At 64.3% G+C, this 25,856-nt stretch carries 24 protein-coding genes and 1 pseudogene; 17 read left to right on the top strand and 8 right to left on the bottom strand.

The annotated features are described in order from the left end of the window. Window positions 1-50 precede the first annotated feature (50 nt). From ftsZ to FJ941_RS00810, 8 genes are all read left to right on the top strand, one after another. Window positions 51-1,736 carry a cell division protein FtsZ gene (gene ftsZ, locus FJ941_RS00775; RefSeq protein WP_140502428.1) on the top strand — a complete coding sequence of 562 codons (1,686 nt, stop codon included), beginning with the start codon at window positions 51-53 and terminating at the stop codon, window positions 1,734-1,736. A 276-nt stretch (window positions 1,737-2,012) separates the two neighbouring features. Beyond that, a complete protein-coding gene (lpxC, locus tag FJ941_RS00780; protein WP_140502429.1) occupies window positions 2,013-2,963 on the top strand; it encodes a UDP-3-O-acyl-N-acetylglucosamine deacetylase in 951 nt (316 codons plus the stop codon). A gap of 229 nt (window positions 2,964-3,192) precedes the next feature. Then, window positions 3,193-4,062, top strand: coding sequence for an outer membrane protein assembly factor BamD (locus FJ941_RS00785; protein WP_027141655.1), 870 nt, complete (start codon window positions 3,193-3,195; stop codon window positions 4,060-4,062). Between the two features lie 178 nt (window positions 4,063-4,240). Beyond that, on the top strand, window positions 4,241-5,914 hold the full coding sequence (recN, locus tag FJ941_RS00790; RefSeq protein ID WP_140502430.1) for a DNA repair protein RecN: 1,674 nt from the start codon (window positions 4,241-4,243) through the stop codon (window positions 5,912-5,914). A gap of 134 nt (window positions 5,915-6,048) precedes the next feature. After that, entirely contained in the window at window positions 6,049-8,253 is a 2,205-nt protein-coding gene (ligA, locus tag FJ941_RS00795) for an NAD-dependent DNA ligase LigA (protein ID WP_140502432.1), read from the top strand. Further along, on the top strand, window positions 8,250-8,945 hold the full coding sequence (locus FJ941_RS00800; protein ID WP_140502433.1) for a TIGR02453 family protein: 696 nt from the start codon (window positions 8,250-8,252) through the stop codon (window positions 8,943-8,945). Before ligA ends, FJ941_RS00800 begins: the two co-directional genes overlap by 4 nt. Before the next feature lie 167 nt (window positions 8,946-9,112). Next, window positions 9,113-9,841 (top strand): AzlC family ABC transporter permease, encoded by a 729-nt coding sequence (locus FJ941_RS00805; protein WP_140502434.1) that lies wholly within the window; start codon window positions 9,113-9,115, stop codon window positions 9,839-9,841. Further along, window positions 9,838-10,134: an AzlD family protein gene (locus FJ941_RS00810; RefSeq protein ID WP_140502435.1), complete on the top strand. Its 297-nt coding sequence runs from the start codon at window positions 9,838-9,840 to the stop codon at window positions 10,132-10,134. The genes FJ941_RS00805 and FJ941_RS00810 overlap by 4 nt, the downstream gene beginning before the upstream one ends. Before the next feature lie 27 nt (window positions 10,135-10,161). Here FJ941_RS00810 and FJ941_RS00815 read toward each other — a convergent pair whose 3' ends face one another. The 3 genes from FJ941_RS00815 to FJ941_RS00825 form a co-directional block, all read right to left on the bottom strand. After that, window positions 10,162-12,006, bottom strand: a complete 1,845-nt coding sequence (locus tag FJ941_RS00815) for an aminopeptidase P family protein (RefSeq protein ID WP_140502437.1) — start codon at window positions 12,004-12,006, stop codon at window positions 10,162-10,164. 201 nt (window positions 12,007-12,207) lie between these two features. Continuing rightward, the gene (locus tag FJ941_RS00820; protein WP_140502438.1) at window positions 12,208-13,080 is read right to left on the bottom strand and encodes a 50S ribosomal protein L11 methyltransferase; all 873 of its coding nucleotides are present in this window, start codon (window positions 13,078-13,080) and stop codon (window positions 12,208-12,210) included. An 11-nt stretch (window positions 13,081-13,091) separates the two neighbouring features. Next, window positions 13,092-13,670 carry an SCO family protein gene (locus FJ941_RS00825; protein WP_140502440.1) on the bottom strand — a complete coding sequence of 193 codons (579 nt, stop codon included), beginning with the start codon at window positions 13,668-13,670 and terminating at the stop codon, window positions 13,092-13,094. 195 nt (window positions 13,671-13,865) lie between these two features. Here FJ941_RS00825 and FJ941_RS00830 point away from each other — a divergent pair, with 195 nt between their 5' ends. From FJ941_RS00830 to FJ941_RS00840, 3 genes are all read left to right on the top strand, one after another. Further along, window positions 13,866-14,384 carry a CreA family protein gene (locus FJ941_RS00830; protein ID WP_140502441.1) on the top strand — a complete coding sequence of 173 codons (519 nt, stop codon included), beginning with the start codon at window positions 13,866-13,868 and terminating at the stop codon, window positions 14,382-14,384. Between the two features lie 83 nt (window positions 14,385-14,467). Beyond that, window positions 14,468-15,109 carry a DapH/DapD/GlmU-related protein gene (locus FJ941_RS00835; protein WP_140502442.1) on the top strand — a complete coding sequence of 214 codons (642 nt, stop codon included), beginning with the start codon at window positions 14,468-14,470 and terminating at the stop codon, window positions 15,107-15,109. Between the two features lie 320 nt (window positions 15,110-15,429). Continuing rightward, the gene (locus tag FJ941_RS00840; RefSeq protein WP_181165913.1) at window positions 15,430-15,858 is read left to right on the top strand and encodes a low affinity iron permease family protein; all 429 of its coding nucleotides are present in this window, start codon (window positions 15,430-15,432) and stop codon (window positions 15,856-15,858) included. 3 nt (window positions 15,859-15,861) lie between these two features. Here FJ941_RS00840 and FJ941_RS00845 read toward each other — a convergent pair whose 3' ends face one another. Continuing rightward, the gene (locus tag FJ941_RS00845; protein ID WP_140502443.1) at window positions 15,862-16,728 is read right to left on the bottom strand and encodes an SDR family NAD(P)-dependent oxidoreductase; all 867 of its coding nucleotides are present in this window, start codon (window positions 16,726-16,728) and stop codon (window positions 15,862-15,864) included. Between the two features lie 134 nt (window positions 16,729-16,862). Here FJ941_RS00845 and FJ941_RS00850 point away from each other — a divergent pair, with 134 nt between their 5' ends. Next, entirely contained in the window at window positions 16,863-17,144 is a 282-nt protein-coding gene (locus tag FJ941_RS00850; protein WP_023792142.1) for a hypothetical protein, read from the top strand. A gap of 81 nt (window positions 17,145-17,225) precedes the next feature. Here the strand turns inward: FJ941_RS00850 and FJ941_RS00855 are convergent, their stop codons facing one another. Together FJ941_RS00855 and FJ941_RS29155 are read right to left on the bottom strand one after the other, a co-directional pair. Continuing rightward, a complete protein-coding gene (locus FJ941_RS00855) occupies window positions 17,226-17,801 on the bottom strand; it encodes a TMEM175 family protein (RefSeq protein WP_140502445.1) in 576 nt (191 codons plus the stop codon). Window positions 17,802-17,894: 93 nt separating this feature from the next. After that, a complete protein-coding gene (locus FJ941_RS29155; RefSeq protein WP_210242207.1) occupies window positions 17,895-18,074 on the bottom strand; it encodes a hypothetical protein in 180 nt (59 codons plus the stop codon). Between the two features lie 69 nt (window positions 18,075-18,143). Between FJ941_RS29155 and FJ941_RS00860 the strand changes: the two genes are divergently transcribed. Both FJ941_RS00860 and FJ941_RS00865 read left to right on the top strand, forming a co-directional pair. After that, a complete protein-coding gene (locus FJ941_RS00860; protein ID WP_246673650.1) occupies window positions 18,144-18,446 on the top strand; it encodes an SH3 domain-containing protein in 303 nt (100 codons plus the stop codon). A gap of 212 nt (window positions 18,447-18,658) precedes the next feature. Beyond that, a complete protein-coding gene (locus FJ941_RS00865; RefSeq protein ID WP_140502446.1) occupies window positions 18,659-19,864 on the top strand; it encodes an MFS transporter in 1,206 nt (401 codons plus the stop codon). A gap of 24 nt (window positions 19,865-19,888) precedes the next feature. Here the strand turns inward: FJ941_RS00865 and FJ941_RS00870 are convergent, their stop codons facing one another. Continuing rightward, complete coding sequence (locus FJ941_RS00870) at window positions 19,889-21,361, bottom strand: MATE family efflux transporter (protein ID WP_140502448.1); 1,473 nt, start codon at window positions 21,359-21,361, stop codon at window positions 19,889-19,891. A 177-nt stretch (window positions 21,362-21,538) separates the two neighbouring features. Here FJ941_RS00870 and FJ941_RS00875 point away from each other — a divergent pair, with 177 nt between their 5' ends. Next, entirely contained in the window at window positions 21,539-22,342 is an 804-nt protein-coding gene (locus tag FJ941_RS00875) for a L,D-transpeptidase (protein ID WP_140502449.1), read from the top strand. Window positions 22,343-22,398: 56 nt separating this feature from the next. On the opposite strand, the gene FJ941_RS00880 is transcribed toward FJ941_RS00875, so the two are convergent. Beyond that, complete coding sequence (locus tag FJ941_RS00880) at window positions 22,399-23,868, bottom strand: esterase-like activity of phytase family protein (protein ID WP_140502451.1); 1,470 nt, start codon at window positions 23,866-23,868, stop codon at window positions 22,399-22,401. A 231-nt stretch (window positions 23,869-24,099) separates the two neighbouring features. Here FJ941_RS00880 and FJ941_RS00885 point away from each other — a divergent pair. Together FJ941_RS00885 and FJ941_RS00890 are read left to right on the top strand one after the other, a co-directional pair. Then, window positions 24,100-24,279 (top strand): annotated as a pseudogene (locus FJ941_RS00885) (glycine cleavage T C-terminal barrel domain-containing protein); the annotation flags it as partial. Between the two features lie 14 nt (window positions 24,280-24,293). Further along, window positions 24,294-25,847, top strand: a complete 1,554-nt coding sequence (locus tag FJ941_RS00890; RefSeq protein WP_140502452.1) for a trimethylamine methyltransferase family protein — start codon at window positions 24,294-24,296, stop codon at window positions 25,845-25,847. Window positions 25,848-25,856: the final 9 nt, after the last annotated feature.

A 25,856-nucleotide genomic window follows, 5' to 3' on the forward strand; every position in this document is an offset into this window, starting at 1 on the left:
CATAGGCGGCCGCGGCGGCGAAGCGGCGTGAAAGGCAAAGGACGGAGACAATGACCATCAATCTGCAGAAGCCGGACATCACCGAGCTCAAGCCGCGCATCACCGTGTTCGGTGTCGGCGGCGGCGGCGGCAATGCCGTGAACAACATGATCACCGCCGGACTGCGCGGTGTCGAGTTCGTCGTGGCCAACACCGACGCGCAGGCGCTGACCATGTCGAAGGCCTCCCGGCTGATCCAGCTTGGCGCGCATGTCACCGAGGGGCTCGGTGCCGGATCGCAGCCGGAAGTCGGCCGCGCCGCGGCGGAAGAGTGCATCGACGAGATCCTCGACCATCTCACCAACACCCACATGTGCTTCGTGACCGCCGGCATGGGCGGCGGCACCGGTACGGGTGCTGCTCCGGTTGTTGCCCGCGCGGCCCGCGAGAAGGGCATCCTGACCGTCGGCGTCGTCACCAAGCCGTTCCACTTCGAAGGCCAGCGCCGCATGAAAACGGCCGACTTCGGCATCGAGGAGTTGCAGAAATGCGTCGACACCTTGATCGTCATCCCCAACCAGAACCTGTTCCGGCTGGCCAATGACAAGACCACCTTTGCCGACGCCTTCGCGATGGCCGACCAGGTGCTCTACTCCGGTGTCGCCTGCATCACCGACCTGATGGTCAAGGAAGGCCTGATCAACCTCGACTTCGCCGACGTGCGTTCGGTGATGCGCGAGATGGGCAAGGCGATGATGGGTACCGGCGAGGCTTCGGGCGAGGGCCGTGCGATGGCCGCGGCGGAAGCCGCGATCGCCAACCCGCTGCTCGACGAGACCTCGATGAAGGGCGCCAAGGGCCTGCTGATCTCGATCACCGGCGGCCGCGACCTGACCCTGTTCGAAGTCGACGAAGCGGCGACCCGCATCCGCGAGGAAGTCGACCAGGACGCCAACATCATCCTGGGCGCCACATTCGACGAGGAACTCGAAGGCGTCATCCGGGTCTCGGTGGTCGCCACCGGTATCGACAAGTCGGCGGCTGAAATCGCCGCCGCGCCGATTTCGATCCGCACCGCTCCGCCGAAGCCGGCTGCCCGGCCGGCCGTCGCCCCGGTGGAAAGCCGCCCGGCACCGGTCCAGCAGGCGGTGTATGAACCACGCGCCGCCGATCCGGTTGCCGAAGCCATCCAGTTGGCCGAAGCGAATGCCGCGGCCATGGCGCAGGCTCGTCCGGCTCCGGTCGCCCATGCGGACGATTTCCGCCCGCAGAGCAAGATCTTCCAGGCGCCGCCCGCACAGCCGCAGCCGATGGTGCAGCCGGTCGTCCAGCAGATGATGCAGCCGGCTCCGCAGCCGCGCGAAATGCTGCGTGAGGTTCAGCAGCCGGTCGCGATGGCGCCGCAGCGCATGCCGCGCGTCGAGGACTTTCCGCCGGTCGTGAAGGCCGAGGTCGACGCCAAGAGCCGTCCGGTGGACCATGAGAACAGCGGCCCGATGGGTCTCCTGAAGCGCCTGACCAATGGCCTGACCCGTCGCGAAGAGGAACCTGCACGGCTGCAGCCGGCGCAACCGCGCGAGCCCAAACTGCGCCAGGCCGCACCGGAAGTGCGCCGCCTCGCCAGCCAGGACGCGCAGCTCTACGCGCCGCGCCGCGGTCAGCTGGACGATCAGGGCCGCCTGACACCACAGACCAGGGCGACTCAGGACGACGATCAGTTGGAGATTCCGGCGTTCCTGCGCCGCCAGGCCAACTGAGCCGTTAACGGACTGTAACAATTGTTAACAGGCAAGGAATTGCTTGCCTGTTAACGTCTAAAATACAGCATAATCAATTGGTTGTGGTGCCGTACATGTTCCAGTTCGCGGTTACAAAGAGTAAGAAACCGTGATTTGGAGTCTCCTTGCCGGGACATTATCTTCGCGGCCTACCATAGTCGGTATGCTGGGATTTCGGGGGAAGTAGCCCTGCCTGCCGATTTGACAAGAGCCGCGCCCTCGGGCTGGAGAAGCGGACCTAGGCATTACGGGCTCATGGGGATTGTCTTGCACGACCACCAGACGACAGTGAAGACGCGCGCGTCGCTTACAGGCACCGGCGTTCACAGCGGCAAAGAAGTTTCCATCAGTTTCCTGCCCGCGGATGCCGATACCGGCATCGTGTTCCAACTCCTTAATGGCGATGGGCAGGGCCGCGAATTCCGCGCCCTGTTCTCCGAGATCGGCGCCACCGACCTTTGCACAATGCTCGGCGATCCCTCTGGCGAGCACATCGCCACGGTCGAGCACATCATGGCGGCCCTGTTCGGGCTCGGCATCGACAATGTCGTCATCGAGATCGACGGCCACGAGGTCCCAATCTTTGATGGCAGCGCCATGGCGTTCGTCGAAGCCATCGACCAGGCCGGCATCGAGGTGTCGGCCGTCAAGCGGCGATATATCAGGGTGGTCAAGCCGGTCCGCATCGAGAACGGCGCCTCCTGGGCGGAGTTCAGGCCTTATGACGGTACCCGTTTCGAGGTCGAGATCGATTTCGAAAGCCCGGCGATCGGCCGTCAGCTCTTCGCATCGGACATCAATGCCGATATTTTCCGCCGCGACATCGCGCGGGCCCGCACCTTCGGCTTCATGAAGGACGTCGAGCGGCTGTGGGCCGCCGGTTATGCGCTGGGATCCTCGCTGGAAAATTCCGTGGTGATCGGTGATGACAACCGCGTCATCAATATGGGCGGCCTGCGCTATCCCAACGAATTCGTGCGCCACAAGACGCTCGACGCCATGGGCGATCTGGCGCTGGCCGGTGCGCGCTTCATCGGCTGTTTCCGCTCCTATCGCGGTGGTCACAGGCTGAACGCCGCCGCGCTGCGGCGCCTGCTGTCGGACCGCACGGCCTTCGAGATCGTCGAGACGACACGCCGGGAGCGTGGCCGGGCCGCCGAGATGAACGCCGTCAACGCGCCGCTCTATGCGCCCTGGATGATCTGATTGTCTTAATCTTTTTCGGATTCCATGGGGCATGGTGTTGCATGAATGCATCATCCATCAGCGAAATTGCATAGATTTTCACGCCACGGTCCACCGCCACAAAAATGTGCGATTGGCTGGACATAGCGTTGCCGGGCAAGGCGGTTATGGTTTATGGCTGCGGCCGTCTATTAGTGCATGTCGCTCAAAAGTGGGCATTGAAATAACGCCGAAAGGGCGCAATCCAATCATGTTCTTCAAGCGAGTCGGTCAATCGAAAGCGCCGCAGCGGTCTGTTTTCCTGGCGCTTTCGGTGGTTGTTCCATCGCTCTTTCTGTCGGCCTGCATGTCGTCGGAGAAAGATATCGACTTGTCGACCTATGTCGACCAGACCGAGCCGGCCGACGTTCTCTACAATCAGGGCCTCGCCAACATGAATGCGGGACGCCTGGACGAGGCGAGCAAGAAGTTCGACGCCGTCGACCGCCAGCATCCCTATTCGGAGTGGGCGCGCAAATCGATGGTGATGGGCGCGTTCGCCGACTATCGAAAGGGCAGCTACGACGACGCGATCCAGTCGGCAAAGCGGTACCTGGCGCTTTATCCGTCCACGGATGACGCCGCCTACGCCCAGTACATCATTGGTCTCAGCTACTATCGCCAGATCAAGGACGTGACGCAGGACCAGAAGGAAGCACGCCAGACCCTGCAGACCATGCAAGACCTGGTGACGCGCTGGCCGACGTCGGAATATGTTGACGACGCCAAGGAAAAGATCCGGTTCGCCAACGACCAGCTCGCCGGCAAGGAAATGCAGATCGGGCGCTATTATCTGGAGCGCCGCGAGTACATCGCCGCCGTCAAGCGCTTCCGCACAGTGGTCGAAAACTATTCCAATACCCGCCATGTCGAGGAAGCGCTCGCGCGCCTGACCGAAAGCTATTACGCGATGGGATTGACCTCGGAGGCCCAGACGGCCGCCGCGGTGCTCGGTACCAACTATCCCGACAGCTCGTGGTACAAGGATTCCTACAAGCTGCTGCAGAGCAATGGGCTGGCACCGCGCGAGAATGCCGGATCGTGGATATCCAAGGCCGGGAAGCTGATTACCGGCGCCTGACCTCCGAGCGAAGCGCGCAGCGCGCTTTTTCGGATTGATCCGAAGCTCAAACAAAAAGATAGTGCGGCGCTGCGACTCCAACTGTCGGGTGCCGCTCTAAATCTTTTTGTTTTCGTGCCTGTCGTTATCCCGAAACCGGGTCCACTTTTTGGGCGGCATGCAATAGGTCCGGTTTCTCATGCTTTCCAGACTGTCGATCCGAGATATCGTCCTGATCGAAAAGCTGGACATCGACTTCCAGCCTGGTCTTTCCGTGCTGACCGGCGAAACCGGCGCCGGCAAATCCATCCTGCTCGACGCCCTGTCGCTGGCGCTCGGCGCGCGCGGCGATGCCTCGCTAGTGCGCCATGGCGCATCCCAGGGGCAGGTCATTGCCGTGTTTGATGTTCCGCGCAACCATCCGGTGCGCGCGCTGCTTGCCGAAAACGCCATCGAGGATGACGGCGACGTCATCCTGCGCCGCGTGCAGACGGCGGACGGCCGTACCCGTGTGTTCGTCAACGACCAGCCGTCCAGTGTGACGCTGATGCGCGACGTCGGCCGCGCGCTGGTCGAGATCCACGGCCAGCATGATGAACGCGCTTTGGTCGATCCCGGCGCACACCGCGATGTGCTCGATGCTTTCGGCGGCCATCTGGGTGCCGTCCGCTCGACCGGCGAGGCATGGCGGCACTGGCGCGCCTGCGAGCAGGAGCTGACGCGCCATCGCGCCAAGGTGGCGGCCGCCGCGCGCGAGGCCGATTATCTGCGCGCCGCGGTCGCCGAACTGACCAAGCTCGATCCGCAGCCCGGCGAGGAAACCGAACTTGCGGAGCTGCGCGCCCACATGATGCGCGCCGAGAAGATCGCCTCCGAAATCCACGATGCGCAGGATGTGCTGTCGGGCCCGTCCTCGCCCTTGCCGCAACTGGCTAGCCTGCTGAGACGGCTGCAGCGCAAGGCGACGGAGGCGCCCGGCCTGCTCGAGGACGTGGTCAAGTCGCTGGATGAAGCGATGTTGTCGCTCGATGCGGCGCAATCGGGCGTCGAGGCCGCGCTTCGGGCCACGGAGTATGATCCACAGCGGCTGGAAAAAGCGGAAGAGCGGCTGTTTTCGCTGCGCGCGGCGTCGCGCAAGCACAGCGTCGCCGTCGACGATCTGGCGCAGCTGCGCGACACGATGGTTGCCGATCTCGCCGATCTCGATGCCGGCGAGGAGCGCCTGCACGGCCTGGAAAGGCAGGCGGCGGCCGCGCGCGAAACCTACGACATCGCCGCCGCACAGCTGTCCTCGCTCCGCCATGCCGCGGCGGTCGGTCTGACCAAGGCTGTGATGGCCGAACTGCCGGCGCTGAAGCTCGAACGCGCGGCCTTCATCGTCGAGATGAAGAGCGAGGCCGAGACGCGCATGGAGGAGGGCATCGACCAGATTGAGTTCTGGGTGCGCACCAATCCCGGCACGCGGCCCGGGCCGATGATGAAGGTCGCGTCCGGCGGTGAGCTGTCACGCTTCCTGCTCGCGCTGAAAGTGGCGCTGGCCGATCGTGGTTCGGCGCCGACACTGGTTTTCGATGAAATCGACACCGGCGTGGGCGGCGCGGTGGCCGACGCCATCGGCCAGCGGCTGGCGCGGCTGTCGAAGCGCGTCCAGGTGCTTTCCGTCACCCACGCGCCGCAAGTTGCGGCGCGCGCGGCGACACATTTCCTGATCTCCAAATCGGGCAGCACCGACCGGGTGGCGACAGGGATTGCCGAGATGGACAGGACGGCGCGGCAGGAGGAGATCGCCCGCATGCTGGCCGGTGCCACGATCACCGACGAGGCGCGCGCCGCCGCCGAGCGGCTGCTGCGCGAGAATACAAACGCGGCATGAGACTATCCGGCGTCATGGGGCGAGTCAGGATATGGCTCCATCCTGCTGTTCAGGAATGATCTTTTCCGAAAACCGGTTCCCACTTTTCCGGATCATGCTCTATGGTGACGCGCCACCGTTCAGGGACAAAAAGCATGGCCGAAAAACCTGTCGATTCGCTCAGCGAAAGCGAGGCTGAAGCCGAACTCCAGCGCCTTGCCGAGGAGATCGCCGGTCACGACCGGCGCTACCATGCCGAGGACGCGCCTGTTATCACGGACGCGGAGTATGATGCTCTGCGGCGGCGTAATCTTGCCATCGAGGAGCGTTTTCCCGGGCTGGTGCGTGAGGATTCGCCCTCGCTCAGGGTGGGTGCCGCACCGGCGGAAGGCTTCACCAAGGTGCGCCACGCCGTGCCGATGCTCAGCCTCGCCAAGGCCTATACCGACGCTGACGTTGCCGATTTCATCGAGCGCGGCCGGCGCTTCTTCGACCGCGACAAGGACCTCGACATCGCCTTCACCGCCGAGCCGAAGATCGACGGGCTGTCGGCGTCGTTGCGTTACGAAAAAGGCGTGTTCGTGCAGGGGGCGACGCGCGGCGACGGCGCTGTCGGCGAGGACATCACCGGCAATCTCAGGACCATCGCCGACATCCCAGCAAGGTTGAAAGGTTCGGGCTGGCCCGAGATCATTGAGATACGCGGCGAGGTCTACATGACCTATGCGGAATTCGAGGCGCTCAAGGCGCGCTCGGCGGCTGTCGGTGGCCAGGATTACGTCAATCCGCGCAATACGGCGGCCGGGTCGCTGCGCCAGAAGGATGCCTCCGTCACCGCCAGCCGCAATCTCAAATTCTTTGCCTATGCCTGGGGTTACACGACGGCGGATCCGGCACCAACACAGTACGAAGCGGTGCAGAAATTCGCCGATTGGGGTTTCAAGATCAGTCCGCTGATGGTGCGGGCGAAGTCGGTCGAGGAGCTGGTCGCGCATTATCACCGGATCGAGGAGCAGCGCTCGTCGCTCGGCTATGACATAGACGGCGTCGTCTACAAAGTCGACCAGCTGGAGTTGCAGCGCCGCTGGGGCTTCGTCACCGGTGAGCCGCGCTGGGCCGTCGCGCACAAATTCCCGGCCGAACAGGCGATGACGACCGTGCAGAGGATCGACATCCAGGTCGGCCGGACCGGCACGCTGGCGCCGGTGGCGCGGCTGGCGCCGGTGACGGTCGGCGGCGTGGTGGTGGAAAACGTCACGCTACACAATGAGGACTATATCAAGGGCCTGGACAGCACCGGCCAGCCGATCCGCGACGGTATCGACGTGCGCATCGGCGACACGGTCGTGATCCAGCGGGCAGGGGATGTCATCCCGCAGATCGTCAGTGTCGTCGTCGACAAGCGTCCGCCCAATGCCATGCCATACGAATTCCCGCACTCTTGCCCGATCTGCGGCTCGCCGGCGACGCGCGAGATCAACGAGAAGACCGGCAAGGAGGATTCGCGGCGCCGCTGCACTGGCGAATTGATCTGCCCGGCGCAGGCCGTGGAAGGGCTGCGCCACTTCGTGTCGCGCGGCGCCCTGGATATCGAAGGCCTGGGCGCGGAGAACATCGACACGTTTTTCAACGCGGGTTTGATCAAGACAGCCGCCGATATCTTCACGCTCAGGGAGCGCCGCCCCGCCGTAACCAAGGCGCTGGCCGAGCGGCGCGAGGAGCAGGCCAGGCAGCGCGAGGCCGCATCCGGCAAGACCCGCAAGAATGTGCGCAGCGTCGAGGACCGCAATTACGAAGGCCTCGACAAGCTGTTCGCGGCCATCGATTCGCGCCGCGAGCCGGAGCTCGACCGCTTCATCTTCGCGCTCGGCATCCGCCATATAGGGGAGACGACGGCCGCCGTGCTTGCGCGAACATTCTCGACCATCGAGGAGCTGATCCGGGTCGGCAAGGAGACGGCCGCGGCGGAGGATCCTCATACCGTCTTCCCATCGATCAATGGCATTGGCGATACGGTGATCGATGCGCTGCGCGATTTCTTCGGCAATGAGCGCAACGACGAGGTGCTCGAGAAGTTGCTGGAGCAGGTCAAGCCGAAGCCGTATATCGTCACCGTCTCGGCCGACAGCGAAGTCGCCGGCAAGACGATCGTCTTTACCGGCTCGCTGGAAAAGATGACCCGTTCCGAGGCCAAGGCGATGGCCGAACGTCTCGGCGCCAAGGTGGCCGGGTCGGTTTCGGCCAAGACCGATCTGCTGGTGGCGGGACCGGGTGCGGGCTCCAAGCTCAAGCTTGCCAGCGAACTCGGCGTTGAAGTCATCGACGAGGACACCTGGCTGCAGCGGGTCGGCAAGTCGTGACGGGCGAAGCGTTCAAAGGGTTCGGTCCCAAGGCCATTCCGTTCCTGAAAGCGCTCGATTTCCACCAGAGCCGCGAATGGTTCCTGGAGAACCGCGAACTGTTCGAAAAGGAATTGCGCGATCCACTGGGCGATCTCGTCGAGACGCTTACGCAGCGATTTGCGGAAGCCGGCCTCGGCCTGCGCGGCGACCGCAAGAAGTCGTTGTTTCGCATCAATCGCGACGTGCGCTTCGCCAAGGACAAGCGGCCTTATAACAGGCATGTCTCGGCGATCCTGTCGCCGGACGGCAGCAAGGCGGTGCAGGGCGTCTTCTATGTCCATATCGGGCTGGAGGGATGCTACGCCGGCGTCGCCTGGTGGCAGCCGGAAGCCGCGCTGCTGTTGTCGATGCGTCGGGCCATCGAGACATGGCCCGAGCGGTTTCGCGCCATGGTGAAGGCGTTGAACAAAAATGGCCTCGAACTCGATGCCGAAGGCGGCATGAAACGCACGCCGCGCGGCTTTGAAGAGGTCGCCGACGAGGATCTTGTCGCTGCCATCCGCAACCGGCATTTCGCCGTCCGCCACGCGATCGATCCGGCTGGTATCCACGGGCCGGAGCTGGTCGAGGAACTTGTCGATTTCACCTTGCGCGCCAAGCCGCTGCTCGACTGGGGAAGGGCGATCGAGAGCAAGACCGCGAAGGACTGAGCTTCCACGCAAGCGTCGACGATCATTTCCGCTGATCGTTTGGCTCAAGCGAATTCGTGTGACACGGCAACCCATGCCACCTAAATACCGCCACTCCTTTTGTTGTCGTGCATGTCGTTGTCCCAAAGCGCTACGCAGTTTTGGGCGACATGCATCAGGGGTGGCCGATGGCGACGGACGTGATTTCTGAGAGCGGCGGCAAAAGCGATTTCTGGCAGGGCGTACGGCTCTCCATGCCGGTCGTGGTGGCGTCGGCGCCGTTCGCCGTGCTGTTCGGCGCGCTCGCCGTCGACAATGGCTTCTCGGTCCTTGAAGCCTTCCTGATGAGCGCGCTGGTCTATGGCGGCGCCAGCCAGATGGTCGGCATCCAGCTGTTCGGCCAGCATGTCGCGCCGTGGCTGGTCGTGCTCTCGATCTTCGCCGTCAATTTCCGCCACGTGCTCTATTCCGCCGGCATCGGCCGGCGCATCGCGCACTGGCCTGTCATCCAGCAGGCTCTCGGCTATTTCATCCTCACCGACCCGCAATTCGCGGTCGCGGAGGCGCGGGCGCAATCCGGACAAACGGTCGGCTTCGCCTGGTATCTGGGGCTTGGCCTGCCGGTCTATCTGTTCTGGATCGTCGAAAGCGCGCTCGGCGCGCTGTTCGGCAAGCTCATCCCGGACACCCATGCGCTGGGCATCGATTTCCTGCTGCCGATCTATTTCCTCGGCCTCGTGATGGGCTTCCGCAAGCGCCCCTTGTGGTTGCCGGTGGTCGTCGCCAGTGCCTGCGCCTCGATCGTCGCTTACAAGACGGTGGGTTCACCCTGGCACGTCTCCATAGGCGCCGTCGCCGGCGTGCTGCTCGCCGTCATTCTGCCGCCGCGCCACAGCGGCGTGGAGGCAAGGTCATGAGCACAACATTCTGGATCATCATCGCCGGCGCGTTCGCCACCTATCTCACGCGCATCGGTGGCCATCTGGTCATCTCCCGCTTCGATCACATCCATCCGCGCGTGGAAGCCGGTCTCAACGCCGTGCCGGCTGCCGTGCTGACGACGCTGGTGGCGCCCGAGCTTCTGAATGCCGGACCGGCGGAGTGGGCAGCCCTGGTCGTCACGGCGGTGGTTTCGCTGCGTGGCGGGCTGATGGCGATGTTTCTGGCGGGCGCGGTGGCGCTGATCCTGGCACGGCAGTTCGTGGGGTAGGGCGCATCGCCCTTGGCGCCTCAAAATTCAAATCTTCGCATCATGCGGCAGCGGTGCTGTCGCCTTTTCCAGCCAGGCGAGCGTTTCGCCGTCGAGCATCGGACCGATCTCGGACAGCACGCGGGCGTGGTAGGTGTCGAGCCAGTGCAGTTCGTCACGAGTCAGCAAGTCCGATCGCACCAGCCTGACGTCGATCGGGGCGAGCGTCAGCGTCTCGAAGCCGTGCATGGCGATGTCGCCGCCCTCGATCTGTTCGGCCGGCGTCACCAGGATGAGGTTCTCGATGCGGATGCCGTAGGAGCCTTCCTTGTAATAGCCGGGCTCGTTGGACAGCATCATGCCCTCGAGCAGCTTTTCGGTGCCGGTGCGGGCGATGCGCTGCGGACCCTCATGCACGGCCAGGTACGAGCCGACGCCATGGCCGGTGCCATGGGCGAAATCGCAGCCATGCTTCCACAACGCCATGCGGGCGACGGCATCGATCTCCGAGCCGCGCGTGCCGGCGGGGAAGCGCAGCGTCGAAATGCCGATCATGCCCTTCAGCACCAGCGTGAAGCGCTCGCGCATCTCCTCGGTCGGCTGGCCGATTGGTACGGTGCGGGTGATGTCAGTGGTCCCATCCTGGTATTGCGCGCCGGAATCGAGCAGGAACAGCTCACCAGCCTGCAGCTTGCGGCTGGTGGCGCGCGAGACGCGGTAATGCATGATGGCGCCGTTCGGGCCGGCGCCGGAAATGGTGTCGAAGGAGACGTCGCGCAGCGGCATCTGGGTTTCCTCGCCGGTCTGCCGGCGGGTCTCTTCGAGCCTGGCAACGACCGCGATCTCGTCGAGGGAGCCGGGCTGCTTCCGGTCGAGCCAGCACAAAAGCTTGGCCACCGCCGCGCCGTCGCGGCGATGCGCGGCGCGTGAGCCGTTGATCTCGGCCTGGTTTTTGGTGGCGCGCGGAATACGGGCGGGATCGGGCGCGGCAATCACCGTGCTGCCATTGTCCTCGACCAGCATGCGCAGACGGTCGGCCGCCAGCACCGGATCGAGCGCGATTTTCGCGCCGCTTTTGGCAAGCGCCACGATCGCGGCCTCGAATTCGCCGGGCTCACGCGGATCGGCGAGCTGGGTGAGGTAGGCCGCCACCTGACGCGAGAACTTGCGTCGATCCATGAAAAGCTGGTGCGATCCGTCGGCGGCGAGAATGGCGAAGCCGAGCGCCAGCGGCGTATGCGGGACGTCGCCGCCACGAATATTGAAGGCCCAGGCGATAGAGGAGGGGTCGGTCAGCACCGCATGGGTGGCGCCGTCCTTGCCGATCGCCGTTGCCAGCCGCGCCAGCTTGTCCTTGGCGAGCTCGCCGGCAAAGCCGATCGGGTGCAGTTCGACCGGGGTTACGGGTGCGGCGGGCTGATCCTTCCAGATGATGTCGATCGGGTTCCTGTCTAACGGCACCAGCACCGCGCCGGTCTTGTCGGCGGAGGCCTGCAGCGCCTTGACCTCGCCGATCGTGTGCAGCCAGGGATCGAAGCCCAGCCGCGCCCCTTTGCCGATGTTGTCCCTGAGCCAGACAGCGGGCGGATTGTCGACCAGGCTCTCGATCGAAAAGATGCCGAGGTCGACTTCGCCCCGCACTTGCAGCGTATAGCGCCCGTCGACAAAGACGAAGGCGCGGTCGCGCAGCACGACGGCGACGCCGGCCGAGCCGCTGAAGCCGGTCAGCCATTTCAGCCGTGCAGAACGATCGGCGACGTATTCGCCCTGGTGCTCGTCGGCGCGAGGAACGATGAAGCCATCGAGGCCATTGTCGCTGAGCCATTGGCGCAGCAACGCCACGCGTGGCTTGCCGACTGCCGGATCGCCCGCGGAATCGAAGGTCTGGAACATGATGGGCCTCCTGATATCAGCTTGACCGTAGCGCATGGGCCTGGAAATCGGAATCGATTTCCGGCTGGCGCAACCTGCTACAGCATTGCCTGGCTGACAACCAAATGGGGCTGGTCCAGCCGTGGTCTGAAGGGGACGGCGCCGGCATTCTCTTGGCGGTGCCTTGCCGACAACCATTGATCGGCAATGGCTTTGCCGACCTCAGCGCTTGAGGTGGATCGTCACCCAGCCTTCGCGGTGTAAGGTGCTGATATGGCGGAAATTCTGGCCGACATAGGCCGATACCACCGCATCACGCTGGCGGTCCAGGATGCCTGACAGCACGATCGAGCCGCCAAGCGCGATATGCCCTGCCATTTGCGGCGCGAGCCGCATCAGCGGCCGCGCCAATATGTTGGCGACGATGAGGTCGAAGGGTGCGCGCCTGGCGAAGATCGGGTGATGAAAGCCCGGCGCGGTCACCGTCTCGATGAGCGCCTTGACGTGGTTCAGCCGCGCATTGGCGGCGGCGACCTTGACCGCCACCGGATCGATGTCGGTGGCCAGCACCGGAATATGCGCCAGCTTGGCGACGGCGATCGCCAGCACCGCGCTGCCGGTCCCGAGGTCGAGCGCGTTGCGCGGGTGCTCGCGCCGCACAACTTTCTCCAGCATTTCGAGGCATCCGGCGGTGGTGCCGTGATGGCCGGTGCCGAAGGCAAGGCCCGCCTCGATCTCGATGGCGAGCTCGCCGCTATGGCGCTTCCTGCTGTCGTGCGCGCCATGGACGAAGAACCGGCCGGCGCGCACCGGCTTCAGGCCTTCCAGGGAACGTGCCACCCAGTCGATGTCGGGCAGCGCCTCGCGCTCGACCGGTCTCGACAAGGCGAGGCCGGCGAGAATGTCCTTCAGCCGCGCCTCAACCGCGTCGACGTCGCCATCGGCATAGAGCGAGACCTCATGGATGTCGGCGTCTTCGTCGACCTCCAGCACGGCGATCGGCAGGCCTTCATCCTCGAAGGACGTTTCGAGCGCCGCGAAGATGCGCTCGGCCTCGATCTTTCCGGTGGTGAAATGGAGCCGCGTTTGGGTCATGTGAATTCTGGTCAGCCGTTCGCGGCGAGGCGCTTCAGCTTCTCCACGGCGGTGTCGGCGCTCTCGCCATAGGCGATCGTGCCGGCAAAGTCGCCCTTGGCGTTGAGCAGCAGCACCGAGGCGGTGTGGTCCATGGTGTAGTCGCCGTCGCCGGTGTCGACCTTCTTCCAGTAGATGCCGAATGCCTTGGCCATGGCATGGACCTTGTCAGGGTCGCCGGTAATGCCGGTGATCCGGTCGGAGAAATTGCTGACATAGGCGTTCATGACCTGCGGTGTATCGCGCTCCGGATCGACCGAGACGAAATAGGCGTGCAGGTTCTTGCCGTTGTCGCCGAGCGTCTTCAGCCAGCCGGAGAGTTCGAACAGCGTGGTCGGGCAGACTTCAGGGCAATGGGTGAAGCCGAAGAAGACGACGCTGGGCTGGCCCCGGAAAGCGGCCTCGGTAATCGGTGCGCCTTTCTGGTCGACCAGGGTGAACGCCGCACCGAACGGCTCGCCGCCATAGTGGCCGCGATACCAGTCGAAGGTCAGCCAGCCGATGCCGGCGGCCATCAGGACGAGAATGCCGACCAGGATAGAACGCATCATCAGAAAAGTCCGTCTGTAATGTCATGGCGCGCCGGCCAAAGCCGTGTGCCCCTTGTTCGGCCACAGTCTTAGCGGTTCAGCCTCGCACAGGCAAAGTGCCGCGTTGCCGCAACCGCTGTGGTGTTGCCACATCTGCTTGCAAAGCCGCACAGCCCGCCCCACCTGAGACCGGCAACTCGAACCGAGGAGGCTTCTTTGCTCGAACTGATTGGGCTCAAACTGACTGGGCGGAAACTGATCGGCGGCGCGTTGGCGGCATGCGTTGCGCTTGGCGCCGGTAGCGCCGTTGCCGAGGAAGTCGGCAAGGTCGGCGTCGACTGGGTCGGCAACGACATCATCATCGACGCGATCAAGGACCCGAAGGTGGATGGCGTGACCTGCCATGTCTCCTATTTCGACCGAAGCGTGATCGACCGCCTGCACAAGGGCAATTGGTTCGAGGATCCCAGCGACTCCTCGATTTCGTGCCGCCAGACCGGGCCAATCACCATCGGCGACATCGACATGAGCGAGGGCGGCGAGGAGGTGTTCAAGCAAGGTCTCAGCCTGATCTGGAAGAAGCAGGTGGTGAACCGCATCTACGACAAGAAGAACGAGACGCTGATCTATCTGTCGCACTCGCGCCAGGTGCAGAACGGCTCGGCCAAGATGTCGGTTACGACGGTGCCGCTCTACGGCCAGAACGTGGTGTGGAGCAACAGCAAGCCGAAATAGGCGGGCGAACTCTTCCTGGTGCTACTCTGACGATGATCGGCTCCTGCTTGCGGGACCAGTCGACCTGACGTAAAGCCGCCGGCATGGACCGTTCCGAAGATCTCGTCGCGAAAGACCCCGAGCCGCGCATCCATCCAACGGCGGAGATGAAGGGCTGCAAGCTTGGCCGCTACGCCGCGATCGGCGAACGCGTCGTGCTGCGCGAGGTCATCGTCGGCGATTTCTCCTATTTCGAACGTCATGCCGAGGCGATCTATACGACGATCGGCAAATTCTGTTCTATCGCCGCCAACAGCCGCATCAACGCGCTGGAACATCCGATCGAGCGGCTGACCCAGCACAAGGTCAGCTATCGGCCGAACGAATATTTTCGCTGGCTGGGTGTCGATGCCGCGTTTCGCGACCGGCGGCGGTCGAAGGCCGTGACCATCGGCAATGATGTCTGGGTCGGCCACGGCGCGGTCATCTTGCCTGGCATCGCCATCGGCAATGGCGCGGTCATCGGCGCCAATGCGGTGGTGACGCGGAACGTGCCGTCCTACACGATCGTCGCCGGCGTGCCGGCGAAGCCGATCAGGCTGCGCTTTGCCCCTGAAATAGCGGCACGCATCGAGGCTCTCGCCTGGTGGGACTGGCCGGTCGAGACACTCGCCAGGGCGGTTCCCGACATGCAGGCAATGCCGATCGAAACCTTCCTCGACCGCTGGGAAAACGACGCCGTTTAACTCCCGCGGAGAACGGTTTGGGCCTCGCCGTCACGGCTGCGCAGGGAACTATTCTTGACGCTCTCCGGAATGAAACCCCTTCCGCCATGCGGGGGTGGCGCGGCGGAAGGGGCTGGAGGTAACCCGCTGTAAAGCGGAAGGAACAGGCTCTTGCCTGCGCGGCTACCATGACATTGAACCGATAAGGTGTGTTTTGTGCCGAATGCGCGCTTCGCGTGCATTTAATTGCATCGGTTGTATTTTTTGCCCGCGGGAACCTGAAATGGCTGCTGGTTGTTTCCTCTTGTGCCCGCACGGAGCCGCGCTGTCTGAGGGAGTTCATGATCGAGAAGCTTTTCACCAAAATCGCCAACCGGGTGGCTCACCTTGCTGGCCTGTCGCCCACGTTTGCACTCTGTTGCCTGATCGTCATCGTCTGGGGACTAAGCGGGCCACTCTTCGCGTTCTCGGACACCTGGCAACTGGTGATCAACACCGGGACGACAATCATCACCTTCCTGATGGTGTTTCTCATCCAGAACACCCAGAATCGCGACGGCGCGGCGATCCAGGCCAAGCTCGATGAGCTGATACGGGTCAGCGCGGCCAAAAACACCTTCATCGGCATCGAGCACCTGACTGAAGCCGAGGTCCAGGAGATCCGCGCCAAATGCGAGCGGGCGGCTAAGCGGCACGACGAGAAGATAGCCACCATGGCAGCCAAGAAGGCGGTTGCCCAGAAGCGGGGCGCGAAAAAGAGCGTGGCTTGAGGCTCAGCCTTTCATGAACGCCGCGAACGCATCCTTGTGGTCGGGGTGCCAGCGCGACAAGGCAGGGCGGTTTTCGATAATGTCGCCGATCGCCCAGGCCATGCGCTTTTCGTCCAGCGGCCGCGCGGCCTCATTGTCGGGACACAGGACGTAGAAGTCACCCCTGACCAGCGATTCCAGCATGAAATCAATCACCTGCTCACCGGTCCACGCTCCCGCCGGCTTTTCCGTCGCGCCTTCGGTCAGGCCGGTATAGGTGAAGCCGGGGATGAGCAGATGCGCCGACAGGCGGGCGCCAGGCTCATTCCTCAGCGCATGCGCCAGGCCCTCGGTAAAGGTCTTCACGCCGGCCTTGGAAACGTTGTAGGCGAGGTTGCCGGGCGGCGTGGTGATGCCTTGCTTGGAGCCGGTGTTGATGATCAGGCCCGGCTTGGCCGACGTGAGCATGCGTGGCGCGAAAGCTTCGACGCCATGCACGACGCCCCAGAAATTGATGTCGAGCAGCCGTTTCCAGCCGTCGCGGTTGTCCCAGGGCTTTCCCGGGTTGTCGCCGACGCCGGCATTGTTCATCAGCAGCGAGACGGCGCCGAAGGCGCCGAATGCCCGGTCGGCCAAGCGATCCACCTCATCGGCCTTCGACACGTCCGATGCAACGGCAAGCACGGCGTCGTCGCCGGCAATCGCGGCAACGACTCGCGAGGCATCGTCGAGGCGCGGGCCGCCAATGTCGGCGAGCACGATCTTCATGCCCATCAGCGCCAGCCGTTTGGCCGCCGCAAGACCAATGCCGCTGGCGGCACCGGTGATGACGGCGGTATTGCCTTGGCCAAGCGCGGGCAAGGCGGTCTGGATCTCGGTATCGGGGATCATCGGCGATGCTTTCCTTTTTCGATGGCGCCGAACTTAGCGCCGGAACGGGCTTGTGCAAGCCGCCGTCGGGCTTGTCGGGTTGACCAGTCCGGTCGTGGCTGCGCATGCTGCGATGCCAAAAGGGAGATTTGCGATTGACGGATTGGGTTGCAATTCTGAAGGAGCAGACCGCCACCGGCGACCAGATGGGGCGCGAGGTGCCACAGATGCTGGCCAACCCGGATATCAGCGAAGCCCAGGTGAAAACCTTGTTCTCCGCATTGGAAAAACAAGCGGAGTTCGTCGAGAAGCTGCGCATGGCGCTGGAGAAGTTCGGCCATGATTTCTCGATCATCAAGGCGGCGGAGCGGCTGGAAGAGCGCTATGCCGACCTTGCCGCTTCCGTGGCGGAGAAGCTGAAGGCGATGCGCGGTTAAGCAATTCCAGGAGAGGCGTGAGGCAGTTTTCCCGGGAAAAGCGCATAACGCTTTCCCTAGGGAATTGCGCTGGACAAAGAGCTATTTTTCGAGAACGCGCGAAAAACGCGTGTCCGGGACCAGCCAGACCAGGGCGACGGCGACATAGAGCGCGACGCCGATCCACCGGTCGAGGAAGGTCAGCCCAACGGCCGCTATGTAGGCGGCAAGCGAAATCCTTCCCTTGCGGTCGCGGCCGATCGCCTTGGCGAATGCGGTATCCGGCCCATGCAGCCGATGCAGCGCAATGACCAGGATGCTGTAGGCGGTCGCACACATTACAAGGTCGAAACCGTAAACCGCGACGGGAACCGTGGCGAAATGGTTCTCGCCCATGAAGGCGGTCGTCATCGGCATCAGGGACAGCCAGAACAACAGATGCAGGTTCGCCCACAGCACGTGGCCGTCGACACGCTGCACGGTGTGGAACATATTGTGCAGATTGTTCCAATAGATGCCGACATTGATGAAGGAGAGCACGTAGCACAGGAAGATCGGCCACTGCGGCAGCAGCGCCGAAAAATCCTCGCCTTCCGGCACCTTCAGTTCCAGCACCATGATGGTGATGATGATCGCCACCACGCCGTCGGTGAATGCCTCGACCCTGCCTTTGCCCATGATCACCACCCCAGTCCGCGATGAGTTGCCGAAAGATAGTAAATCGTTAGCGGATGTTGGCGCGCCGATAAACAGTGTGAGGAAAACTCCTCACTATATCAGGGGAAACTTCCACGCAGGAACGGTGATCGTGGTGATCGGCCCTGGCAGCTTGTTGACTTTTCTTGCCGCGGCCTCTCCCGTTGCGATGCTGTCCCGGCCGAAGCGGTCGAACGGCCGGCACTCGATGGAGGGACCGATGAGATTTCGATTTCTGCTTGCGATAGCGACCATTCTGGACGCCGTCTTCGGGACGTCCGCCGCTGCCTTCGCCTACGGCGCCATACCACGACCAGCCTCAACGTGCGTACCGGGCCTGGCGCGGAATACGCCAAGGTCGGGACGCTGCCGGCCGGCTTCCGGGTTGACGTGACCGGCTGCCAGCCTGGCTGGTGCAGGATCCATGGCGGCGGTGTCAGCGGCTGGGCCAGCTCCGGCTATCTCTCGCGGGCCCAAGTCGTGCATCCGCCGGTTATCATCGTAGGCGCGCCGCATCGGCCGCCATACTGGCACCACCGGCCTCATCACCGTCCTCCGCACCACCGCCCGCCGCACAAGCCGCGTCCCGGCAAGTGCAAGATCGCGCCCGGTTTTTCCTGCAAGTAGGCCCGGTTTCCTGCAAATAGACTGATTGCGTCTGATAGGGCACAAGGGGTGCCGTGATGGATCGGGGCCGCTGGCCCCGATCCGCCTTTGTGCGTCATCGGCCTGGTCAGGCAAGGCCCACCGTGGTGTCAGGAGCGTGGCCGTTCACTGGAACGCCGGCGGGAAGGGCGCGTTAACGTCGCGATCCCTGAAAACTGATGACGAGGTTGGCCATGGCCTTTCGTGATTTGGCGCAAACTCAGAACGAGGCCGGCGACGTCCTCGCGATCCCGACTGTCGCGGCGATGATCGCGGTGCTGTTTGCCGGCAGCACGGCGCTGACGCCGCTCTATATCATCTACAAGCAGCAGTTCGGCTTTTCGCAGATCACCTTGACGCTGATCTACGCGGTCTATGTTGTCGGCAATCTCGGCGCCCTGCTGGTGTTCGGTGGCGTGTCGGATGTTGTCGGGCGCCGGCCCGCAGCGCTGGCGGCGATGATCGTGGCCATTGTCAGCGCGCTTATCTTCCTGTTCGCCGGAAATGTCGTCTCGCTCGACGTGGCGCGCATCCTGAGCGGGCTTGGCATCGGCGTTGGCGCCGGAACGGGAACCGCCTGGATTGCCGAGCTTCTCCCCGCCGCCGATAAATCGCGTGCCAGCGTCATCACCACCAGCACCAATTTCCTCGGTCTCGGTTTCGGGTCGCTGATATCGGGACTGTTGGCTCAATACGAGCCCTGGCCCCTGCGGCTGGTGTTCATCGTCTATCTCATGGCACTCGCGGTGGTGGCGGTCCTGGTCTGGCGTACCCGTGAAACGGTGGCGAAGCCGGGTGGCCTCGAGCGGATTTCGATGCGGCCGCGCCTCTCCGTGCCTCGGAAGATACGCACGCGCTTCGTCGCGCCGGCGGTGACCGGTTTCGGCGCGATGGCGCTGGTCGGCTTCTATGCCGCTTTGGCGCCGAGCATCCTGGCGCAGCAGCTGCACGAAACGAACCATGCCGTTGCCGGCGCGCTGTTCTTCGAACTGGCGATCGTCGCGGCGGCCAGCATCGTGGCGCTGATGCGGGTGCAGAGCAGCAAGGCCATGCTGGCCGCCCTGGCCTTGATGATCCCAAGCGTGTTGCTGGTGGTGGCTGCGCAGATTCTGGCCTCGATGGCACTGATGGTCGTGGCGACGGCCTGCTGCGGTGTCGTGGCCGCGCTTGGCTACCGAGGCGGCCTGCAGGTGGTGAACGAGATCGCGCCACAGGATCGCCGTGCCGAAGTGGTGTCGAGCTTCTTCGTCTGCTGCTTTGTCGGCAACGCCTTGCCTGTCATCGGCATCGGCGTCGTGTCGACCTATGCCAGCCCCGTCGCCGCGAGCCTGGCCTTCGCGGCCATGATCATCGTGTTCGCGCTGGTGGCGCTCGCCTTCGGGCTCCGACAGAGGCGCTGAGACCGCCGCGCCAGCACGTGCGCTTCAGCCGTTCGGCGTTTCAGGTGCCATGTTCGCGCGCTGGCGCGGCACGCCGAGCCCGGTGTCGGGCGGTTCGCCGGCAGCCGGCCTGTTCTCGATCATGTGCAAGGTGCGCCAGCCGCCGAACCGGTAGTAGGCCGCGGCCAGGACCAGCGAGGCGATCGAGCCGGCCGGGAAACTCCACCACAGCGCTTCCTCGCCGATCACGCCGCGCATGTAATAGGCAAAGCCGGTGCGCACGATGAGCACCGAGATCACCAGGATGATCAGCGGCGGCATCACGGCACCCGTGGCGCGCACCGTGGCGAACAGCACGATGGTGATGCCGAACAGGATGAACGACCAGGACGCTACGGTGTTGATGTGGGCGGCGATATCGATCGCGGCGCTGTCACTGCTCAGGAACAGGCCCAGGATCGAGCGGTCGAAGACCCATAGCAGCGCGACGAGGGCGCCGGTCAGGACGAGGTTGAAGCCGACGCCAGAGGCGGCAACGCGGCCGATCCGGTCCCCGCGGCCGGCGCCGACATTCTGCGCCGCCATGGAAGAAACCGCGGCGCCGATCGCGAGCGCCGGCATCTGGATGTAGGTCCAGAGCTGCGCTGCGATGCCGTAGGCGGCGGCCACTTGCGAACCATAAGAATTGACGATGCCCATCACCGTCAGTGCCGCCGCCGAGATGACGATCATCTGCAGACCCATCGGCACCCCCTTGAAGACGACGATGCGCAGCAGCGCCGGATCCGGGCGCAGCAGGGCGAGATTTGTGCCGGCGAGCCGCAACGGATGCTTGCGCGCGTAGAGCACGACGAGGATGGCGATAACACTTACGGTCTGGCCGATCAGCGTCGAGGTGGCGGAACCGGCGATGCCGAGTTCGGGAAACGGGCCGATGCCGCGGATGAGCAGGGGATTGAGCACGATGTCGAGCACGACCGCCAGCGCCATGAAGATGAAGGGCGTGCGGGAATCGCCGGCACCCCGCAGCACGGTCATGACGAAGGACAGGAGGTTCATCATCGGCACGGCGGCGAAGATGATGCGCAGGTAGGAGCGTGCGAGCGGCAAGGCGTCGGCCGGCGTGCCAAGCGCGCCCAGGATGGCGTCGACCCAGATCCAGCCGCAAACCGCGAAGACCACCGAAACGAGGAAGAAGAAAGTGGCGCTGGTGCCGACGATGCGGCGTGCCTCGGGCAGGTCGCGGGCGCCGACCGACTGCGCCACCAAGATGGTGGCCGCCATGCCAATGCCGAACACCGTGCCGAGGATCAGGAACAGGACGAGGTTGGCGTTGGAGGTCGCCGTCAGCGCCGATTCGCCGAGGAAGCGGCCAACCCAGACGGCATTGACCGAGCCGTTCAGCGATTGCAGCACGTTGGAGCCGAGCACCGGCAAGGCGAAGAGCAGCAGCGTGCGTGGGATCGGGCCGCTGGTCAGGTCGCCGGTGCGCCGACGCGCGGGCATTTTTTCGTTCATGGCCGACAAAGCCTATCTCGAGTCCGGTGCGCGATGATTGCAGATTCAACCCGACAGGTCGATGCGGGGGCGCGAACGGTCCACGGTGCTCACGCCATGATCCATCCTGTTCTCAAAGCTTGCGGAATGGGATATTGATCCCAGGCGCGTTGGGCCGCGTTTCTCACCAGGGGGTTCATGTCCGATATTCCGCTTGTTGCTGAGCGCCTGAGCCGGCGCGCGTTTGTTGGCGCGTCCGCTTTGGGCTGCGCTTCCGTCCTTCTCTCGGCGTGCACCACGACCGATGTGGCGCCGCCGGCAGTGGCGCCGGTCCCGCCGTCGGCTGCGGCAAGCGAGCCGGCTGTCGGCGATACCGCAACCATGTATGCGGCGCGCACCGACGAGGGTTATCAACTGCCGGCCATCCCGGTTGCCAAGCTCGATCCGAAGTTCGTGCGCCAGATCGTGGCCGATCCGACCGGAGAGAAGCCTGGCACGATCGTCGTCGATGTTTCCGAGCATTTCCTCTATCTGGTGCGCGACGGCGGAAAGGCCATCCGCTACGGCGTCAGCCTCGGCAAGGCCGGTTTCGGATGGACCGGCAGCGCCGTGGTCCAGGCACACAAGAAGTGGCCGGTGTGGACGCCGCCGCCCGAAATGATCCAGCGCCGGCCGGAACTGGCGAAATACAAGGACGGCATGCCGCCCGGACCGCAGAGCCCGCTGGGCGCCCGCGCGCTCTATCTTTTCCGCGACGGCAAGGACACGATGTACCGGCTGCACGGCACGCCGGAATGGGATTCCATCGGCAAGAACGCATCGTCCGGCTGCGTGCGCTTCATGAATCAGGACATCATCGACCTCTACAGCCGCGTCCACGGCCCCGCCCAGGTCTTCGTGCGGCCCAACCTGTCGGCTGCCGGCAAGATCATGGCCGTGTCAAGCAGGACGGCCGAGCCAATCGATGCGGGCGTGCCGAAGGACGCCGAGTTCTTGAAGTAAGCCTTCACGACCTGCACAGGCGGACGCGCCAGGCGCGCCCGCTTGTGCGGTGATCGTTACTTCTTGCCGAGACCTGGCAGCGTGACCTGATAGACCAGGAACATGGTGTCGACATCGGCGCCGTCATCGGCCTTGTAGGGCGCGCCGACCTGGAAGCCGTCCTGGGCAAGGAAGTCGTTGTCGTTGCCGACGAACAGGAAATAGTCGTCGGGCAGCTTCGGATCGAGGACGCTGGCGACCGACATCGCTTCCCACTTCTCCGAAAGCTCGTTGTGGTCCTTCGCCCCACCATTATGCAGGCCGAAGCGGCCAAGCTCGGCGGCGTCATTGATATCGATGAACGGCGTCAGCTTGGCCGGCGTCACCGAGGGATCGAGCACGCCCTTGGGCGCTACCGGCTTGTCGGCCGCGTCGAAGGCGCTGCCCGCGATGTCGGTCGCCCCGGACACGTCGACGATGTTGATCTGACGGTAGAGCGACGCGTCACCCTTCTTCAGGCCCTGGCCGTTGCCGCTGTCGCGCGCCAGCATCAGGAAGGATGTGTCCGAAAGCGCCACGATCTCGCTCTGCGCGGCGACCTTGGTCTTGCCTTTGGCATCCTTGAACATCGGCAGCGGCACGACGTATTCATGCGCGAGCTTCAGATGGGCGAGGTCGGAGGCATCGTAAACCAACGCCCGGGTGTTCTGGCGCGTCGAGGGTGAATCGCCGCCGTCCTGCCTCGGCGCCGACTGTAGCACGGTGATCAGGAACTTGCCGTCCGGCGTCATCGCCATGCCTTCGAGGCCCTGGTTGTTCTGGCGCCCGGTTTCGGGATCCTTCGGATCAGGGTCGGCGGCACCCGGACCGGGATTGTCGGAGGAGAAGTTCGGCGTTCCCTTGCGCATCGGCACGAGGGCTGCCGGCGGCTGGGTCGCCGACATCAGGCGGCCTTGCGCGGAGAACCTGTAGATGTTGGGGCCGTACTCGTCGGAGATGAACATCGAACCGTCGGGCAGCCGCACGATGGCCTCATTGTCGAGAGCGAGCTTGCCGTTGGTGGCGACGGGCAACATCGGCATGTCGCCGGCGGCAGGGCGTACATCCGACAGCGGATCGAGGCCGGTGGCATCGGCGCCCTTGTCGTCGGTGAGAAGCATGGTGTCGGCAAGCGTCGCCTTGACGCCCGTCTGCTCCTGGCCGGCGGCGGGAGCCGCACCCGGTGCGACAGGCGTGAACTCGATGCCGATGGTGTTGAGGCGCGGCCGGTAGTCGGTGGTGCCAGCGACATTGTAGCCACGGTCGGGCAGGAGCCAGAGCGATCCCTTGTAGGTGCCGGCATCTTGCGTCCAGCCTGTAGTGTCGATTGCCATGCCGGAGCCCGAGCCGAAGGTCTCGCCGAACTTGTCGCGCTGAGCAGCCGGCATGCGGCCGACGCCGACCAGGCCCTTGTTGATGTAGGCCACGCCGTCGGCAAGCGCCGGTGTCAGGGCGGTGAACAAGGCCAGCGCGACGCCGAGCGAGGCGGTTCGGTGCGGGTGTTTCATGGACAATCCTCTTTGTGACGAGCATGCCGGAGCGGTCGAAGGACAAAAACGGAAAGAGGTGCCGCATCGACGATGCCGCGCGAGCCTCCCCAAGAGCGATCTAAGGCGTGAACATGATGCTTGCGTGACAGTGCGCGATACGGGTCCGCCAACGTATTGGACACTTATGTCTAATACATATAGGATGCCGGCTTCGAACTGACCGGAAGGGAAGCCTTGAGGCCGCCGCGCGGCTTTGTCACCTCGGGCGGATTTGGCTACACGATCAAGAGCGTCGCGCTGGCGTTGGTGGACGACGATTTCGCCGGGGAGGGGACGCAGCTTTGCGTGCACATTGTCGGCGCCGAACGGCCTGCGCGGGTCATCGCGGGCTCGCCCTATGATCCCCAGGGCAAGACGATGCGGCAATGAGGAGGGAATTCGCGATGATCGATGACGCGGCACGAGACAGCAGGCGCGAACGCCGGCGCGGACGCACGGGCGAGGCCGGCAGCGAATCAAGCCGCAAGCCCGATTACCGCTCGCTGAAGAACCCATTCCTGCCGCAGCCGATCTTTTCCAACGACCAGGTGGCGTCGATCCACGACACGGCGCTGCGCGTGCTGGAAGAACTGGGCATCAAGGTGCTGCTGCCTGAGGCGCGCGAAGTGCTCGCCCGCGCCGGCGCCCTGGTCGATCCCGACACCGACATGGTGCGCATCGGCCGCGACATGGTGGTGGCAGCCCTAGCCTCGGCGCCGCGATCGATCCACGCCCATGCAGGCGCGCGTGCTCGTGATCTGTCGCTCGAACTGGGCTCGATGACGTTCCTGGCGGGCTCCGGCGCGCCCAACGTCACCGATCTCGACCGCGGCCGGCGCCCCGGAACGCTGGTCGCCTTCGAGGAGCTCATCAAGCTGGTGCAGCATTTCGATGTCTTGCACATGCTGGGACCGTGCATTGAACCGCAGGATATCGACAATCGTTTTCGCCATTATGCCGTCAATCGGGCGCAGCTGACCCTGTCGGACAAATTCCCGTTCGTGTTCGCGCGCGGCACGCCGCAGGTCGATGACAGTTTCGAGATGATCAGGCTGGCCCGCGGGCTGTCCGAGGACGAGTTCCGCTCGGGCGCGCATTGCTACACCGTCATCAACACCAACTCGCCGCGCCAGCTCGACATTCCGATGGCGCAAGGCATCATCGATTTCGCCAAGGCGGGCCAGGTCCTGATCATCACGCCGTTCTGCCTGGCCGGTGCGATGGCGCCGATCACGGTGGCCGGCGCGCTGACCTTGCAGCATGCCGAAGCGCTGGCCGGGCTGACGCTGGCGCAGATCGTGCGGCCGGGCGCGCCGGTGGTCTACGGTTCCTTCTCCTCCAATGTCGACATGAAATCGGGCGCACCCGCCTTCGGCACGCCGGAGCACGTCAAGGCCACACTGGGTGCAGGCCAACTGGCGCGCTTCACTGGTCTGCCCTGGCGCTCGGGCGGCGGCAGCGCTGCCAACATTTCGGACGCGCAGGCCGCGCACGAGACACAGTTCGCGCTGTGGGGCTCGGTGCTTTCGGGCGCCACCGTCTGCATCCATGCGGCCGGCTGGCTGGAAGGGGGCTTGAGTGTTTCCCTGGAAAAGCTGGTCACCGACATCGAAGCGCTGCAGACGGTCGCGGAACTTTGTACCGCGACGCCCGGCGACGACGACGCAATCGGCTTCGAGGCGATCGCCGAAGTGCAGCCGGGCGGGCACTTCTTCTCGGCCGGCCACACCATGGCACGCTACCGCACCGCCTTCTACGAGCCGCTGGTGGCCGACTGGTCGAATTTCGGCAACTGGACGCAAAGCGGGTCGAAGAACGCCACCGAACGCGCCACCGGCGTCTGGAAACGCATCCTCGCCGATTTCGAGCCGCCGGCAACGGCGGCCGCCACGTCAGGCATGCTCGATGCATTCATCGCGCGGCGCACGGAGGAGGGCGGCGCGGCACCGGTGTCGTGAGATAGCTCG

Origin of the sequence: Mesorhizobium sp. B2-3-13 (assembly GCF_006442195.1) — a bacterium.
In the GTDB taxonomy this organism is placed as follows: Bacteria; Pseudomonadota; Alphaproteobacteria; order Rhizobiales; family Rhizobiaceae; genus Mesorhizobium; species Mesorhizobium salmacidum.

Bases quoted from the DNA above. Each gene is read 5' to 3' on its own strand.
- ftsZ (WP_140502428.1), top strand. From the start codon at position 51: ATGACCATCAATCTGCAGAAGCCGGACATCACCGAGCTCAAGCCGCGC.
- lpxC (WP_140502429.1), top strand. From the start codon at position 2,013: ATGGGGATTGTCTTGCACGACCACCAGACGACAGTGAAGACGCGCGCG.
- FJ941_RS00785 (WP_027141655.1), top strand. From the start codon at position 3,193: ATGTTCTTCAAGCGAGTCGGTCAATCGAAAGCGCCGCAGCGGTCTGTT.
- recN (WP_140502430.1), top strand. From the start codon at position 4,241: ATGCTTTCCAGACTGTCGATCCGAGATATCGTCCTGATCGAAAAGCTG.
- ligA (WP_140502432.1), top strand. From the start codon at position 6,049: ATGGCCGAAAAACCTGTCGATTCGCTCAGCGAAAGCGAGGCTGAAGCC.
- FJ941_RS00805 (WP_140502434.1), top strand. From the start codon at position 9,113: ATGGCGACGGACGTGATTTCTGAGAGCGGCGGCAAAAGCGATTTCTGG.
- FJ941_RS00810 (WP_140502435.1), top strand. From the start codon at position 9,838: ATGAGCACAACATTCTGGATCATCATCGCCGGCGCGTTCGCCACCTAT.
- FJ941_RS00815 (WP_140502437.1), bottom strand. From the start codon at position 12,006: ATGTTCCAGACCTTCGATTCCGCGGGCGATCCGGCAGTCGGCAAGCCA.
- FJ941_RS00820 (WP_140502438.1), bottom strand. From the start codon at position 13,080: ATGACCCAAACGCGGCTCCATTTCACCACCGGAAAGATCGAGGCCGAG.
- FJ941_RS00825 (WP_140502440.1), bottom strand. From the start codon at position 13,670: ATGATGCGTTCTATCCTGGTCGGCATTCTCGTCCTGATGGCCGCCGGC.
- FJ941_RS00835 (WP_140502442.1), top strand. From the start codon at position 14,468: ATGGACCGTTCCGAAGATCTCGTCGCGAAAGACCCCGAGCCGCGCATC.
- FJ941_RS00840 (WP_181165913.1), top strand. From the start codon at position 15,430: ATGATCGAGAAGCTTTTCACCAAAATCGCCAACCGGGTGGCTCACCTT.
- FJ941_RS00845 (WP_140502443.1), bottom strand. From the start codon at position 16,728: ATGATCCCCGATACCGAGATCCAGACCGCCTTGCCCGCGCTTGGCCAA.
- FJ941_RS00855 (WP_140502445.1), bottom strand. From the start codon at position 17,801: ATGGGCAAAGGCAGGGTCGAGGCATTCACCGACGGCGTGGTGGCGATC.
- FJ941_RS29155 (WP_210242207.1), bottom strand. From the start codon at position 18,074: ATGGTCGCTATCGCAAGCAGAAATCGAAATCTCATCGGTCCCTCCATC.
- FJ941_RS00865 (WP_140502446.1), top strand. From the start codon at position 18,659: ATGGCCTTTCGTGATTTGGCGCAAACTCAGAACGAGGCCGGCGACGTC.
- FJ941_RS00870 (WP_140502448.1), bottom strand. From the start codon at position 21,361: ATGAACGAAAAAATGCCCGCGCGTCGGCGCACCGGCGACCTGACCAGC.
- FJ941_RS00875 (WP_140502449.1), top strand. From the start codon at position 21,539: ATGTCCGATATTCCGCTTGTTGCTGAGCGCCTGAGCCGGCGCGCGTTT.
- FJ941_RS00880 (WP_140502451.1), bottom strand. From the start codon at position 23,868: ATGAAACACCCGCACCGAACCGCCTCGCTCGGCGTCGCGCTGGCCTTG.
- FJ941_RS00890 (WP_140502452.1), top strand. From the start codon at position 24,294: ATGATCGATGACGCGGCACGAGACAGCAGGCGCGAACGCCGGCGCGGA.